This window comes from Telmatospirillum siberiense, from assembly GCF_002845745.1.
In the GTDB taxonomy this organism is placed as follows: domain Bacteria; phylum Pseudomonadota; class Alphaproteobacteria; order Rhodospirillales; family Magnetospirillaceae; genus Telmatospirillum; species Telmatospirillum siberiense.
On sequence record NZ_PIUM01000005.1, the window covers coordinates 110,323 to 125,147 of the forward strand.

Annotated in this window: 14 protein-coding genes and 1 tRNA gene; 10 read left to right on the plus strand and 5 right to left on the minus strand. The window is 63.2% G+C overall.

The features are described from left to right. Window positions 1-137: 137 nt before the first annotated feature. On the plus strand, window positions 138-1,352 hold the full coding sequence (locus CWS72_RS06790) for an argininosuccinate synthase (RefSeq protein WP_101249824.1): 1,215 nt from the start codon (window positions 138-140) through the stop codon (window positions 1,350-1,352). A gap of 120 nt (window positions 1,353-1,472) precedes the next feature. On the opposite strand, the gene CWS72_RS06795 is transcribed toward CWS72_RS06790, so the two are convergent. Genes CWS72_RS06795 through CWS72_RS06810 form a run of 4 tightly spaced genes read right to left on the minus strand, consistent with a single transcriptional unit; the run spans window position 1,473 to window position 3,696 of the window. Beyond that, window positions 1,473-2,150: an NnrU family protein gene (locus CWS72_RS06795; protein ID WP_101249825.1), complete on the minus strand. Its 678-nt coding sequence runs from the start codon at window positions 2,148-2,150 to the stop codon at window positions 1,473-1,475. Window positions 2,151-2,169: 19 nt separating this feature from the next. After that, window positions 2,170-3,063, minus strand: a complete 894-nt coding sequence (gene folD / locus CWS72_RS06800) for a bifunctional methylenetetrahydrofolate dehydrogenase/methenyltetrahydrofolate cyclohydrolase FolD (protein ID WP_101249826.1) — start codon at window positions 3,061-3,063, stop codon at window positions 2,170-2,172. Continuing rightward, window positions 3,060-3,410, minus strand: coding sequence for a DUF167 family protein (locus CWS72_RS06805; RefSeq protein WP_241911616.1), 351 nt, complete (start codon window positions 3,408-3,410; stop codon window positions 3,060-3,062). The genes folD and CWS72_RS06805 overlap by 4 nt, the downstream gene beginning before the upstream one ends. Continuing rightward, on the minus strand, window positions 3,400-3,696 hold the full coding sequence (locus tag CWS72_RS06810) for a YggT family protein (protein WP_101249827.1): 297 nt from the start codon (window positions 3,694-3,696) through the stop codon (window positions 3,400-3,402). Before CWS72_RS06810 ends, CWS72_RS06805 begins: the two co-directional genes overlap by 11 nt. Window positions 3,697-3,819: 123 nt before the next feature. Between CWS72_RS06810 and CWS72_RS06815 the strand changes: the two genes are divergently transcribed. Further along, a tRNA-Ala gene (locus CWS72_RS06815) sits at window positions 3,820-3,895 on the plus strand. A gap of 214 nt (window positions 3,896-4,109) precedes the next feature. Here the strand turns inward: CWS72_RS06815 and CWS72_RS06820 are convergent. Then, window positions 4,110-5,807 carry a methyl-accepting chemotaxis protein gene (locus CWS72_RS06820; protein ID WP_101249828.1) on the minus strand — a complete coding sequence of 566 codons (1,698 nt, stop codon included), beginning with the start codon at window positions 5,805-5,807 and terminating at the stop codon, window positions 4,110-4,112. A 217-nt stretch (window positions 5,808-6,024) separates the two neighbouring features. Here CWS72_RS06820 and CWS72_RS06825 point away from each other — a divergent pair, with 217 nt between their 5' ends. The 8 genes from CWS72_RS06825 to CWS72_RS06860 all read left to right on the plus strand — a co-directional run bounded on the left by CWS72_RS06825 (window position 6,025) and on the right by CWS72_RS06860 (window position 14,807). Then, window positions 6,025-6,348, plus strand: a complete 324-nt coding sequence (locus CWS72_RS06825; RefSeq protein WP_146002658.1) for a hypothetical protein — start codon at window positions 6,025-6,027, stop codon at window positions 6,346-6,348. A 53-nt stretch (window positions 6,349-6,401) separates the two neighbouring features. Beyond that, the gene (locus tag CWS72_RS06830) at window positions 6,402-7,745 is read left to right on the plus strand and encodes a tetratricopeptide repeat protein (RefSeq protein ID WP_158240539.1); all 1,344 of its coding nucleotides are present in this window, start codon (window positions 6,402-6,404) and stop codon (window positions 7,743-7,745) included. Between the two features lie 93 nt (window positions 7,746-7,838). Continuing rightward, a complete protein-coding gene (locus tag CWS72_RS06835) occupies window positions 7,839-8,552 on the plus strand; it encodes a FadR/GntR family transcriptional regulator (RefSeq protein ID WP_158240540.1) in 714 nt (237 codons plus the stop codon). A gap of 107 nt (window positions 8,553-8,659) precedes the next feature. Next, complete coding sequence (gene ydiJ / locus CWS72_RS06840) at window positions 8,660-11,689, plus strand: D-2-hydroxyglutarate dehydrogenase YdiJ (RefSeq protein WP_101249832.1); 3,030 nt, start codon at window positions 8,660-8,662, stop codon at window positions 11,687-11,689. A gap of 147 nt (window positions 11,690-11,836) precedes the next feature. Continuing rightward, complete coding sequence (locus tag CWS72_RS06845; protein ID WP_101249833.1) at window positions 11,837-12,226, plus strand: hypothetical protein; 390 nt, start codon at window positions 11,837-11,839, stop codon at window positions 12,224-12,226. Window positions 12,227-12,340: 114 nt separating this feature from the next. Further along, window positions 12,341-12,646, plus strand: coding sequence for an SCP2 sterol-binding domain-containing protein (locus CWS72_RS06850; protein WP_101249951.1), 306 nt, complete (start codon window positions 12,341-12,343; stop codon window positions 12,644-12,646). 10 nt (window positions 12,647-12,656) lie between these two features. After that, window positions 12,657-13,274 (plus strand): DUF6134 family protein, encoded by a 618-nt coding sequence (locus CWS72_RS06855; RefSeq protein WP_101249834.1) that lies wholly within the window; start codon window positions 12,657-12,659, stop codon window positions 13,272-13,274. Between the two features lie 129 nt (window positions 13,275-13,403). Continuing rightward, entirely contained in the window at window positions 13,404-14,807 is a 1,404-nt protein-coding gene (locus CWS72_RS06860; RefSeq protein ID WP_101249835.1) for an OmpP1/FadL family transporter, read from the plus strand. The last annotated feature ends 18 nt before the right edge of the window (window positions 14,808-14,825 follow it).

The following is a 14,825-nucleotide window of genomic DNA, read 5'->3' on the forward strand; positions in this document are numbered from 1 at the left end:
CAAGGGGCGATATTTAAATCGGGATCTGGCCGATTCATCCGATTGCCCCGGGTGGAATTGGGCATCCCCTTGCCTCGCCGGACCGATCCCCTATACTGCGCCGCCAGAGCATCTTTCTGTTACAAGGCGCGTATCCCATGAAAGGCGAAGTCAAAAAAGTCGTTCTGGCCTACTCCGGTGGCCTGGACACCTCGATCATCCTGCGGTGGCTGCAGGATCAATATCAATGCGAGGTGGTGACCTTCACCGCCGACCTCGGTCAAGGCGAGGAGCTGGAACCGGCGCGCAAGAAAGCCCTGCTGATGGGCATCAAGCCGGAGAACATCTATATCGACGATCTGCGCGAGGAATTCGTCCGCGATTTCGTCTTCCCGATGTTCCGCGCCAATGCCCTTTACGAAGGGGTTTATCTGCTCGGCACCTCGATCGCCCGGCCGCTGATCGCCAAGCGCCAGATCGAGATCGTCCAGGCGACCGGCGCCGATGCCGTCGCCCACGGCGCCACCGGCAAGGGTAACGACCAGGTGCGCTTCGAGTTGGGTTATTACGCCTTGAAGCCCGATATCAAGGTGATCGCCCCCTGGCGTCTGTGGGACCTGGGTTCGCGGACCAAGCTGCTCGATTTCGCCGAGAAGCATCAAATCCCCATCTCCAAGGACAAGCGGGGCGAGGCGCCTTATTCCACCGACGCCAACCTTCTGCATATCTCCTACGAGGGCAAGGCGCTGGAGGATCCCTGGGTCGAGCCTTTCGAGGACATGTTCACCCGCTCGGTCAGCCCGGAAAAGGCCCCCGACAAGGCGACCTATGTCGAAATCGAATTCGAGCAGGGCAATGCCGTGGCCATCGACGGGGAGAAGCTGTCGCCGGCCTCCCTGCTGACGAAGTTGAACGCCTTGGGCGGCGCCAACGGCATCGGCCGTCTCGATCTGGTGGAGAACCGGTTCGTCGGCATGAAGAGCCGCGGCGTTTACGAGACCCCCGGCGGCTCCATCCTGATCGTCGCCCATCGCGCCATCGAGAGTCTGACGCTCGATCGTGGCGAGGCGCATCTGAAGGATGAGCTGATGCCCCGCTACGCCGAGCTGATCTACAACGGCTTCTGGTGGAGCCCGGAGCGCAAGGCCATCCAGACGATGATCGATGAGGTCAGCCAGAACGTCTCGGGCACCGTGCGCCTCAAGCTCTACAAGGGCAATGTCACGGTGGTCGGCCGCAAGTCGGACAAGTCCCTCTATCGTCACGACTATGTGACCTTCGAGGAGGACTCGGTCTACAACCAGCGCGACGCGGAAGGCTTCATCAAGCTGAACGCGCTTCGCATGCGTCTGGCCAAGATGGCCCGAGGCTAGCACGCGGATGCGTGCGCCCGTGAGGGCTTGAAAAACAAGCCGGAGCGTGATGCACATTTAAGGCATCACGCTCTGCGCGTTTCATATGGCGCCGGATGTCATGCCGGCGCCATTTTCATATCAGGGAAGGGGAGAGACGCCGAACAGGGTCCCGTGGGCGGCCAGCAGCAGGGCGTAAGCCGCCAGGCCGCCGATCACCGGCCAGCGCAAGCCCTTTCCCCGAAGCCCGGCACGACCCCGGAGCAGGGCGGCAAACGGAATATTGGAGGTGGAGGCGGCCAGCGCCGTCCACAGCGCCGGATCCTCCCGCCTTTTGCGGGCGTCCTGACAGGCGGTGCCGGCGAGCGCCAGGCCGCCGACGGCGCCGAACAGGATCAGCGAGGCCAGATCGCCGGTCGCCAGGATATGGACGGCGCAGGCCAGTCCAATGCCCCACATCAGCGGGTGGCGGGTGATGGCGAACAGCCCCGAGGCGTCGAATGTTCCGGCTCGGTGAATCAGGAGCGTGGGGTTGGCCGGCGTCAGCGCGCCGACGATGAGGATCATCGACGCCGGCATGGCGATCACGGCCAGGCAACGGGCCGGGCAGCTTTCCGGCCATAAAGGCAGGAAGGGCGCGTCGCCGTAAGCCAGGATCATCCAGACCAGGCAGAGGATCGAGACCAGGGAATAGAGCCCCAGATAGCGCTGGCGGCCCAGGCGGGCGACCAGCCAGGGCCTGAGCGGCGTGCTGGAGACGCCCAGATGGCTGCCGAGGAAGGCGGCGGCGGCCAGAATCAACGAGAGGAAATCCGCCATGTTCCGCCCTCCTTTTTGCTCAGAGAACCTCGGCGAAAGGCAGATCGTGCAGGCGGCAGCAGGCTTCCAGCACGTTGCGCAACAGGATGGCGATGGTCATCGGCCCGATACCGCCGGGCACCGGGGTGATGGCGCCGGCCACGGTGACCGCCTCGGCGAAGGCGACGTCGCCAACCAGGCGGGTCTTGCCTGGCTCGGCGGCCGGGATGCGATTGATGCCGACATCGAGAACGAGGGCGCCGGGCTTGATCCAGTCGCCCTTCACCATTTCAGGCCGCCCGACGGCGGCGACGACGATGTCGGCGCGCCGGCATTCCTCGGGCAGATCGTGGGTCCGCGAGTGCGCGATGGTGACGGTGGCCGATTCGCGCAGCAGCAATTGGGCCATTGGCTTGCCGACGATGTTGGAGCGGCCGAGGACGATCGCCCGCTTGCCCGACAGGCTTCCCAGTTCCCGCTTGGCCAGCAGCAGACAGCCGAGCGGCGTGCAGGGCACCAGGGCCGGTCCGCCGGTGACCAGGCGGCCGACATTGAAGGGGTGGAAGCCGTCGACGTCCTTGGCCGGATGGATGGCCTCGAGAATCTTCTGCGCGTCGATCTGGGCGGGCAGGGGCAGTTGCACCAGAATGCCATGCACCTGCGGATCGAGATTGAGACGTTCGACCAGGCCCAGCAACTCCGCCTCGCTGGTTTCGGCGGGCAGATAATGCTCGAAGGAATTGATGCCGACTTCGGCGGCCCGCTTGTTCTTGTTGCGGACATAGACCTGGCTGGCCGGGTCGGCGCCGACCAGAACCACCGCCAGGCCGGGCAGGGGCGCCCCACCGGCGCGCAGGATGGTGATTTGCGAGGCGACGGCGGCCCGCACGTCGGCGGCGACGGCGTTGCCGTCGATGATCTTGGCTTGGCTCATATTTTCCTCACGCGGTCGGTCAGCAGGCGGTGCAATTCCTGGGCGTCGCCTTCGATGAACAAGGTTTTGCGCCGGTCGGTGGCGCCGGAAACGATTTGAATGGATCGCTTGGCAAGTTTCCAATCCTTGGCGATGAGGTCGATCAGCGCCTTGTTTGCCTTGCCATCCTCGGGCACGGCGGTCACCGACACCTTCAACAGCCCATGGCCCTGCCCATCGGCGGCCAGGCCTTCGATGCGATTGCGCGACGCCTTCGGCGTCAGCTTGACGGCCAGACGGACACCGTCTTCGACGGCGATCAGCGGACTGGGCGGGATCCCGGTTTCCGTGAAATGCTCAGAGGCCACGGGCGATCAACGGCAGATACATCTGGATCAGCCAGAGAATGAAGAACAGCGCGATCGGCGACAGATCGACGGCTCCGGTTCTGGGAATGATCCGGCGCAGCGGCCGAAGCACCGGTTCGGTGATCCGGTACAAGGTGTCCATGATCATATAGACGGCGCGGTTGCGCGTATTCAACACATTGAAGGCGATCAGCCAACTCATCACGATGGACGCCAGAACCACCAGCTTCAGCAGTTCGATGGCATAATTGACCACGATGATCAGCGGCATCAAGACGTCTTGCATGACAAAAGCCCCGTGGGAGTGCGGACGAGGCGTACCCTAGCCGCAGAGGGTCTTTCCCGCAAGGGGGGCGCGTCATGGGCTTGACAGCGGGAAAGGCTTTCCTCATTATCCGCCTCCTCATGTGGGGCCGTAGCTCAGCTGGGAGAGCGACGCGTTCGCAATGCGTAGGTCAGGAGTTCGATCCTCCTCGGCTCCACCAAAACCCCAGGAAGGCCCGGTCCAAGTGACTGGGCCTTCTGGTTTTTGAGGTATTCCCAGGGTTTCCTCGTCACGTTCAGCCTTCCGCTTGTACACCTTGCTTGTACGCTGGGGGTACGGCGGACGTGCCAAAACAGACCCACCTCCATCACATCGGTAATCGGTATTACTTCCGTGCCAAGGTTCCGCTTGATCTGGCGGAGCGGCACTATCGGTCACGCCGCGCGGATGCGGGCGATGAATTGATCGACTTGGGTGCTCAACGTTTCCGACTGTTCTGACAATTCTGAGGCAGCGTCAAGCACTTGGCCGGCCCCTGCGCCGGTTTCAGCCGCAGCCTCGGTCACTCCGGCGATATTCTGTGAGACTTCATGAGTGCCGGCTGCCGCTCGCTCAACATTGCGAGCTATTTCCTTGGTTGCGGCACCCTGCTCCTCGACGGCCGAGGCAATGGCCGCGGAGATTTGGTTGATCTCGGAGATCGTCGCTGTAATTGCGTGGATTGCCGTGACCGCCTCTCCCGTCGCTGTCTGGACGCCGGCGATGTGCTTTGAAATATCCTCTGTGGCCCTGGCGGTTTGGTTGGCCAGGCTTTTCACCTCATTGGCCACCACGGCGAATCCCTTGCCGGCATCGCCGGCCCGGGCCGCTTCGATGGTGGCATTGAGGGCCAGCAGATTGGTCTGGCTGGCGATGTCATTGATCAGTTTGACCACGGTGCCGATTAGGTCGGCTGAATTAGCCAAACCGTTGACGATCTCGTCGGTCTTCGCCGCTTGGACCACCGCATTGCTGGAAATCCCCGCCGCTGCATTGACCTGGCGGCTGATCTCATGGATCGACGAGGAGAGCTCCTCGGCCGCCGAGGCTACCGTTTGCACGTTACTGGAGGCTTCTTCCGAGGCGGAGGCAACGACTGCCGCCTGTCGGCTCGATTCTTTCGCCACAGAAGACAAGGACTGGGCTGTGCCCTGCATCTCGGTGGCTGCCGAAGCCACTGTTTGCACCACACCCTTGACGCTCGCCTCGAAATGGTCAGCCAGCTCGCTCATCGTCCGACGCTTTTCGTCTTCGGCACGAAGCTTGGCCGCGTCCTGATCGGCTCGCAATTGTTCGGCCTCGACCAAGCGGTCGCGGAAAAACGCGACAGAGCGCGCCATCGTCCCGATCTCGTCAATGCGGTCAGCTTCGGGGAGCGTGATATCCAAGCTGCCCTCCGCCAATTGGCGCATTTTTCCATCGAGAGTTTGCACACCGCGCGACACGTTGCGGCCGATCCAGAACCCGGCGGCGCCAACCACGGCGGCCACTCCAAGGCCGATCAAGCCGACATACCAAGCTTCCTGCCAGAAGGCAGCTTGGATGTCGTCGAGTTCGCTGCTGGATACGGTCACCAGCCCCCAAGGGGCAAAGGATGCAGCGTAATATAGCTTCTCGACATTGATGTCGGCGTGGCCTGACTTCGTGCCGAGAAGTGTAAGGAATCCACTCTTGCCACCGGTACTCAGGTCAAGCATGGCCTTGGTGCTGTCACGCACCGCCTGCTTTTCGTGGTGCAGCATGTCGGCACCGTCGAAGGCCGGTGTGGTTCCGTGCGCCACCATGATGCCGGCGAGGTTATAGACGCCGAAATAGGCGGTGCCGTTGTACCGAGCCGTATGGATCAGCTCGATCAACTGATCTTTCGCCTGAGCTTCCGTGATCTCACCGCGGTCGAGCCTGTTCTTGATCACACCGATTTGGCTGTGCAGAACGCCGGTCGCCGCTTGCAGCTCCATTTTGCGATCAGCCAGCATGGTGGTCTGCAGTGCATTCAGCGACAGAGCCGACACGGCGAATACGGACAGCACGCCCAAGGCCACAACGCCTTGCATCTTCATCTGAATGCCGTGCATCCACTTCCAGGATTTCATTACATGTTTCCTTCGGGTCTTCACGGTCCACTAATTTGGATGACTAGTTTAACGGGGCAATTATTCATCAATCGTAAATTCGCCGATATTCCCAAGGCAAGGATAGTAACCATAAAATAATTATGGACGATGAATGACCTTGATTGGCTGGACTGATCTGCGGCTCCTGGCCCTCATCCGTCATGGTCTGGACAGGCCGTGACAGGTGCAGGCTCTTTTGATCGACGAGCAGTCGTCCGCTTGCTTGCAGGAATCCATTGTCGGCTGGCCCGTTGATGTCGCGAGTGTGGGAAGAATACGCAGCAGCCCACTAAGGCAGATGCTTTTCGTATCCCTGCCAAAGGAGGTTCGTAACTTCCGAGAGGCCGAGGCGATTTGCGATAAGAAAGGATGGAATACAAAAACATTCCACTTTATGCTTTTTCTTCTACGATTTCCTTGGCTGGTCCGCCCGTATCATGATGATTGCGACTGCGGCCCAATGATCGCTGAGATGGATGTGATATCTGGCGCCGATTCCGGTGAAGCTGCCCACCTGTAACGGGCTGATGTCGCCTGGATCGGGCTCTCCTTGAAATGGGTGACGGGAATTTGATGGACCAGGCAGCGCGCGCGGCCATCGTCGCCGCCGTTTCATCCGGCGATACGCTGGGCGCCTTGCGCCGTGCGCAGGATATGCTGGAGGGGGAGGGGCATTACGACGGCTATCTCGCCCTGGTAAAGGCGTTGTCGGAGAGCGGCGATCCGGTGCTGGCGGTGAAATGTTTCGCCGCTCTGCGGGAGATTCTACCGGCCAACGCCGAAGTCGCCCGCGGCTATGGAGCGGCCCTGCTGCAACTGGGCAATATCGCCTATCGCGGCGGCGAGATCGCCCAGGCCCGCGGTTTTTATCGCCAGGCCCTGCGGGCGGACGCCCACTCCGTCAAAGCCTGGACCAATCTTGGGCAGGCCGAGCGTTTTCTCGGCCGCCCGGCGGAGGCCGAAGCCTGCTTTCGCAAGGCCGTATCCCTGGTTCCCGACGAAGGGCCGGCGCATTTCAATCTGGCGACCCTGTTGCTGGAAGAGGAGCGCTGGCAGGACGGATTCGCGGAATTCGAATGGCGCTCCAATCTGAGCCGAATTCCCAAAATCCTGGCCGGTTTTCCCTTGTGGAACGCCCAGGCGCCGCAAGGGGCGTCGGTCGCTTTGTGGAACGATCAGGGCCTGGGGGACGCCATGCTATTCCTGCGCTACCTACCGCGATTGCGGTCGCGCGGGATGCGGATCGTTCTGTTCCTGCCGCCGGTTCTGACCGATCTGGCGGCGACGGCTCCGGGCGTGGACGCGATCGCCGAGATCGGCCAGCCCATACCCCAGGTGGATTATCAATTGCCGTTGGCCAGTCTGCCCCATCTGCTGGGCGAAGCCGATCCGGCGGACGCCTGGACGGGGCCCTACCTTTTCGCCGCCTCCGCGCCGGCGGGCCGCGTCACCTACCGACGATCGATCGGATTGGTCTGGGCGGCGGGCTCCGACAGTCCCAACGGCCGGGTCCGCAGCATCCCGCTTGAAGGCCTCGCGCCATTGGCGACTTTGCCGGATATCGATTGGATCGCTCTGCAGATGGGGCCGGCCCGTGCCGAGATCGCCGGGTCCCCGTGGGCGGGACGCCTGCGCGATCCCTCTCCCGGTCTGGCGAATTTCGCCGACACGGCGGCCGTCGTCTCCGGTCTCGATCTGGTGATTTCCGTCGACACCTCGGTCGCCCATCTTGCCGGAGCCATGGGCAAGCCCGTGTGGATCCTGCTGCCCCGGCCTTGCGATTGGAAATGGGGGAGGGAGGGATCGGCGTCCGTTTGGTATCCGACGGCGAGCCTGTTCCGCCAGGACGGATCCCGGGACTGGGACAGCGTCGTCTCCGCCGTGGATGCCGCCCTCAGGGGACTTCCTGCGCAATAGGTGCTAAACATATCTTCTTGTCTGACAAGAAAGAAGACGATGCGGTTCCGGACTCCTTTCCCTATAGTGCGGGCAATTGCAGGGAGACCGAGAATGGCGGGAAGCGAGATCCTGGCGCGGCCGGTGCGGCTGACCGACGAAGTGACGCGGATTATCGCCGAGCGGATCGCCTCCGGCGTGTTGTCGCCCGGTCAGCAGATGCCGAGCGAAAAGGAACTGGGCGAGACCTTCGGCGTCAGCCGGGCGGTGGTGCGCGAGGCGATTTCCAGGCTCAAGCATGACGGGCTGATCGAAGTCCGTCAGGGCGTGCGGGCTTTCGTCAGCGCCAATCCCGGCGGCCAGGTGTTCCGCCTCGAGGCGCCGGGCGGCGTCGATCTGGCGGCGCTGTTCGATCTCAGGATCTGCACCGAGGCCCGGGCGGCGGAACTCGCGGCGGCGCATCGGCGGTCCGACGATCTGCGCCGCATGGCCGACGCCCTGGCCGGCATGAAATCCCCCGTTCTGGAAAGCGACGACAAGGTCTCAGCCGATGCCGCGTTCCATGCCGCCATCGCGGCGGCCAGCGCCAACGGCTATTTCGCCCGGCTGGTCGAGTTCCTGGGCGAGGCCCTTCGGGCGGCGATCGGCACGGCGCGGCGGAATTCGGCGCGCCTGCCCGGCATGTCGGCCCTGGTGCAAACCGAGCATGAGGCCATTTTCGCGGCCATCGAGCGGGGTGAGGCGGCGCAGGCCGGCCAAGCCATGACGGTCCATTTGAGCAATGCCCGCGACCGGCTGGGGTTGGCGGAAAAAACGCCCGCAGGGTAACCGGGTGAACCCGATTACCCTGAAAGGATCCGCCTTTCCACTTGTCAGATAAGCTGACGAGACGTAGGGTCCATCCGGAATCGCTTCCCAGTGACGAGGCCTGATCGATGATTCCCCGTTTGCCCGCCGCGGCCCCGCCGTCCCCCCTGACGCTGGATTTTCTCGAAGCGCTTCGCGCCTCCGGGTTCACCGGCGATCTTTCCTCGTCCGATGCGGATCGGGTGACCTTCGCCACCGACAATTCGATCTACCGGTTGCCTCCGCAGGCGATCATTTTTCCCAAGACCGCGGAAGACGTGGTCAAGGTCATGGAGCTTCTGGGGCGGGAGCGCTTCCATGGCGTCAGCATCACGGCGCGTGGCGGCGGAACCGGCACCAACGGCCAGTCCCTGACCGGCGGCGTGGTCCTGGATCTTTCCCGCCATATGAACAAGGTGCTGGAGATCGATGCCGCCGGCCGCTGGGTCCGGGTGCAGGCCGGCGTGGTGAAGGACCAGCTGAACGCCGCCCTGAAGCCCCATGGCCTGTTTTTCGCGCCCGAGCTTTCGACGTCAAGCCGGGCGACCATCGGCGGCATGGTCAACACCGACGCAAGCGGGCAGGGGTCCTGCCTCTACGGCAAGACGCGCGACCACGTCCTGGAGCTGTCGACGGTTCTGATGGACGGCGAGACCTGGACGTCCCGTCCGCTGGAGGAAGAGGATCTGCGCGCGGCCATCCGGCGCGGCGGGCGTGTCGGCGAGGTCCATCGCGCGGTGGAGGCGATCGCGCGCGACCACGGCGCCGAGATCGCGGCGCGCTTTCCCAAGCTGAACCGCTGTCTGACCGGGTATGATCTGGCCCATATCCGTGACGGCGAAGGCCGCTTCAATCTCAATTCCGTGCTGTGCGGGGCGGAGGGATCGCTGGCCGTGGTGGTCGAGGCCAGGCTCAATGTACTGCCCATTCCCAAATTCAGCGCGCTTCTCAATCTGCGTTACGAAAGCTTCGACGCGGCGCTTCGTGATGCCCGGGCGGTCATGGCCTTCGGCGCGGCATCCATGGAGACGGTGGATTCCAAGGTCCTGGCGCTGGCGCAGAACGATATCGTCTGGGACGGCGTCCGGGAGTTCTTTCCCGACGACGGCCAGCCGGTCCGGGGCGTCAATCTGATCGAGTTCGTCGGCGAGACGGAAGAGGAGGTCGAGGCGCTGCTCTCCCGCCTGGCGGCGCAATTGACCGCCGATGGCCGGACCGCGGGGCGGGGCGGTTTCACCATCGCCCGCGGCGAGGCCGCGGTGCGGCGGGTCTGGGGCATGCGCAAGAGCGCCGTCGGCCTGCTGGGCAACATGGAAGGCGACAAGCGGCCGATCCCCTTCGTCGAGGATACGGCGGTGCCGCCCGACAACCTCGCCGATTACATCGCCGAATTCCGCGCCCTGCTCGATGCGCGCGGTCTCGATTACGGCATGTTCGGCCATGCCGACGCCGGCGTGCTGCATGTGCGCCCGGCCATCGACATGAAGGACCCCGCGCAGGAACCGCTGATCCGCGAGATCACCGACGCCGTCGCGGCGTTGACGCAGAAATACGGGGGCCTTCTGTGGGGGGAACATGGAAAGGGCGTGCGCTCCGAATATTCCCCGGCGTTTTTCGGCAGCCTCTATCCGCTGGTGCAGTCGGTCAAGGCGGCCTTCGATCCCCGGAATCAGCTCAATCCCGGCAAGATCGCCACTCCCGGAGAGGGGGCCTTGCTGCGCATCGACGGGGTTCCGACGCGCGGCCAGCAGGACCGGACCATTCCGGCCGAGGTGCGCGCCGATTACGACGTGGCGATGAACTGCAACGGCAATGGCGCCTGCTACGACTGGAATCCCGACACGCCCACGTGCCCGTCCTGGAAAGCCACCCGGGAGCGGCGCCATTCGCCCAAGGGGCGCGCCATGCTGACCAAGGAATGGCTGGCCCGGCTGGCCGCCCTGGGCGTCGATCCGCTGGCCGAGGCCGGCCGCTGGCGGGCTTCGGCCTCCTGGCGGTGCTGGCCGAGGCGGGCGTTGAACACGCTGGCGAAATGGCGCGGGGAGGCGGATTTCTCCCATGCGGTCAAAGAGGCGATGGATGGCTGCCTGTCCTGCAAATCCTGCGTGGGCGGCTGTCCGATCAAGGTGAACGTGCCGGGATTCCGGGCGAAATTCCTCGAGCTTTATCACAGCCGTTACATGAGGCCGGCGAAGGACTATCTGGTCGCGGCCCTGGAACACATGCTTCCCGTTCTGGCGAAGATCCATGTTCTCTACAACTTGCCGGTCGGCAGCCGGATCGGCCGGGCGGCGATGGCGCGTCTCGGGCTGGTGGATTCGCCGCTGCTCTCAGGCGTTGATCTGATTGGAGAGGCGGGCGCGATGGGCGTGGCGGTGGCGACGGTCTCGGCGCTCGACGCATTGGACGCGGCCGAGCGGGCGCGTTCGGTGGTGATCGTCCAGGACGCCTATACCAGCTATTTCGAAAGCCGGCTGGTGCTCGACGTGCTGGACCTGCTGAAACGGCTGGGCTTCAGGCCGTGGCTGGCGCCCTATCGGCCGAACGGCAAGGCCTTGCACATCCATGGCTTCCTGAGCGCCTTCGAGACGGTGGCGCGCAACGGCGCGGCGGGCCTGCGGGCGCTGGAGGCCACCGGGGTTCCCCTGGTCGGCGTCGATCCGGCGATGACGCTGACCTATCGCGACGAATACCGTGAGGCCTTGGGCAAGGATGCCGCCCCGAAGGTGCTGCTGTTGCAGGAATGGCTCCTGCGTCACATGCCCGAGCGGCCGCGCGCGCGGGCTCAAACTTTCCGCATGCTGCCGCACTGCACCGAATTCAGCACCGTCGCCGGATCGACCAAGGACTGGGTTGCCATCTTCGCCAAGCTGGGCCTTAAGCTCGACATCCTGTCCTGCGGCTGCTGCGGCATGGCGGGAACTTACGGTCATGCCGCGAAGAACCGCGATATGTCCCGGCGCATCTACGACCTCAGCTGGAAACGGCATGTCGAGGCCGATGGCGCCGGCGGGCAGGTGCTGGCCACCGGCTATTCCTGCCGCTCGCAGGCCAAGCGCTTCAGCGGCGTGATCCTGCCCCATCCGGCCCAGGCGCTGTTGAGGGCGTTGGAGTCCTGATTCCGAAGCCCGCGCCTTCACCGATTGCTCCAACTGTTCGTTGCTTTTCCATTGTAAGTTTTCGTCGTCCGTCGGACAGTTATCAGGAGAAACCGGGCGTATTCCCTCTGGTCTCTATGACGAATGGTGAAAAGGGGGCAGTGACGGATGGTGTCCGAGGAGGGGCGGCAAGTACAGGAAGAGCTGGAGCCTTCCGAATACGCACCCAATGTTCTGGTGGTGATGGCGCGTGGCAGCGACGGCGGTTTATGGCGGGCCGCCGGTGGCGCCGTTTCGACCGCCGAATTGAATCTGCCCGCCGATTTGGCCGACCGGCTGGGACAATGGTCCCGCTCCTTCACCGAGGCGACCAGAGATGAGGCCGATCCGCACAGGACCTTGGTGCTGACCGCCTTCAGCACCGTCGGGCTGGACATCGCCCGTGCGGTACAGGTGGCGCTGGGGGACGGATATGAAATTCTCTTCTTCGACGAGGCCAAGCTCGAGGCCGACGCCTACCTCACCGAATATCTCTACCCGGCCCGCACCGAAGATTGACCGAACGGACATCGGTCCCATCCTTTCGAAGCTCTGGACGACGGCGCAACATTCCCGCAATATGGCATGACGTATACGTCAACGTTGGCAACGGAAGCCATGGCTGGAGGTTGTATGTCCGAGGTAAAAGTAGATGAACGGTTGAGTGAGGTCTTGCCAAAAATCAGAAACCTGAGGGCCATAGTCAGGTTTGATCTGGGCGGGGATGGCGTATGGATGATTGATGCGCGGGAGGGCCCGGCGCGTCTGTCGGAGGGGGAAGGAGATGATGATCCCGATTGCTCCATTCTGATCAGCGGGGAAAACCTTCTGAAACTGATGGATGGAAAACTCGACCCGATGCTGGCCTATACGCTGGGAAAAATCAAAGTCAAAGGGTCCATGGGCGTGGCCATGAAGCTGGTCGCGGCGATCGGATAGGGGGATGGGAATGATCTTGCGCGCGGTCGCGGCGCTCGTCTGCGTTCTGCTGGCCCCCCGCCTCGCGGCGGCGGAGCCGATTTCCTACGTCATTCTGAAGGAGGGGGAGCCGATCGGTCACGAGACGGTGGACATCGAGCGGAACGGCGATGTCGCGAAGGTCGAGGTGAACACCGAAACCCGCGTCAAAGTGCTGTTTCTTGATTTTCATTACCGCCATCACCGCCAGGAGTTTTGGCGGGCCGGACGTCTTGAGCGGATGGTCGCCGACACCGACGACGATGGTTCTGTCCATCATATCGTCCTGGAGTCGGGAGCCAGCGGGCCGGGCCTGACCCTGGACGGCACGGGCAGGGAGATGCCGGACGGCGCCCTGCCTTTGAGCCTTTGGAGCAAGGCAATTCTTGATCGTAAGGTTCTGTATGGGGTTTCCGACGCGGCGCTCTATCGCGTGGCGATCGACTCTTTGGGGATGGCCAGGCTCGCCTGGCATGGTCGCGACATCGCCGCCGAGCATTACCGGATCGGCGGCGATGTCGAACGCGACTTATGGTACGGCGAGGACGGGTTGCTCTTGAAAACGGCGTTCCAACGGCGGGGTTATCCCATCGAAATAATAAGGGAATAGTCGGAGACTAATATGACAGAACTATGCACGTTGACGTATACGTATACCTCTTGACGACTGCGTTTATAATGAGTCAATCTTAGCGGCAACGGGGATCGGATAACCGGCCCGGTGGATGGGGAGTCGGAAATGTCTTTCAGCAAGCGCCACGCAACGCTCGTTTCTTGTCTTGGACTATTTGCCTTCTGTGGATTGTCCGGCGCCGCCCAGGCTTCGGGATTCGCCTTACGCGAACAAAGCGCCGAAGGGTTGGGCGACGCCTTCGCCGGCCAGACGGCCAAGGCCTACAATGCCAGCACCGTTTTCTACAATCCCGCCGGCATGACCAATCTCAACGATAGCGAAGTCGCCGGCACGACGACCTGGATCTCTCCCGTCTCCCAGTTCAAGGGATCGAACACCAATGTCGTCGGCGGCACCGTCGCCGGGCGCGACGACGTGAACGCCATCAAGGCGGCGGCCATCGGCTCGGTCTTCGGTGTCTGGAACGCCAGTCCCGATCTGAAGATCGGCCTTTCGGTGGCGACGCCCTTTGGAATGCGCTCGGATTACAAGGGAGACTGGGTCGGCCGCTATCAGGCCTTGGCATCCGACGTGACCGACGTCGACGTCTCCGTCGTCGCCGCCTACAAGATCGATGACCATCTGTCCATCGGTGGCGGTCCGCGCATTGATTATCTGAAGGCGCGTCTCAGCCAGGCGGTCAATTTCAAGGCCATCGGCCTGGGCGCCGCCTCCCAGGCGCAAGCGGCGGCCACGGCTGCCGCTGCCGCCAGTCAACCCGCGCTGGCCGCGGCTTACGCGGCCCAGGCCACGTCTCTGGCCACCGGTGCGGCAAGCTGGGGAGACGGTCTCAGCAAGGTCGAGGGTGACGACATCGGTGCCGGTTATAATGTCGGCCTGCTCTATGTCTTCAATCCTCAAACCCGCGTCGGCCTCGATTACCGGTCGCGGTCCAACCACACCCTTTCCGGCACTGTGACCAATCAGACGCCGACGACATTGGCCTCGTCCATCGCCAGTTCCTTCACCAATCAGGACGCCACGGCCAAGATCACCTTGCCCGACAGTGTCAATCTGGGCGGTTACCACGAGCTCGACAGCCGCTGGGCCATCCTCTCCGACGTGCAATGGACGCACTGGAGCCTGTTCAAGCAGCTCAACGTCATCGGCGCGAACGGCCAGTTGATCAGCAGCACGCCGGAAAACTGGCACGATACCTGGTTCGTCTCTCTCGGCGCCCATTACAAGGCCGACGACAAATGGACGTTGCGCGGCGGCGTCGCCTTCGACCAGTCGCCGGTGAAGACCGAGGACCGGACGGCGCGGATCCCCGACTCCAACCGCTATTGGCTGTCGGCCGGCGCTTCCTACGCGATCACTCCGTCGGCCGAGGTGCATCTGGGCTATACCCATATCTTCGCCGACAAGGCCAGTATTTCGGAAAGCGCCAACCGCTTCGCCGGCGTCCTGACGGGCACCTACGACAACAGCGTCGATATCGTCAGCACCAGCTTCGTCGTGCGCTTCTGAGGCCGTTGAGAGGATCGG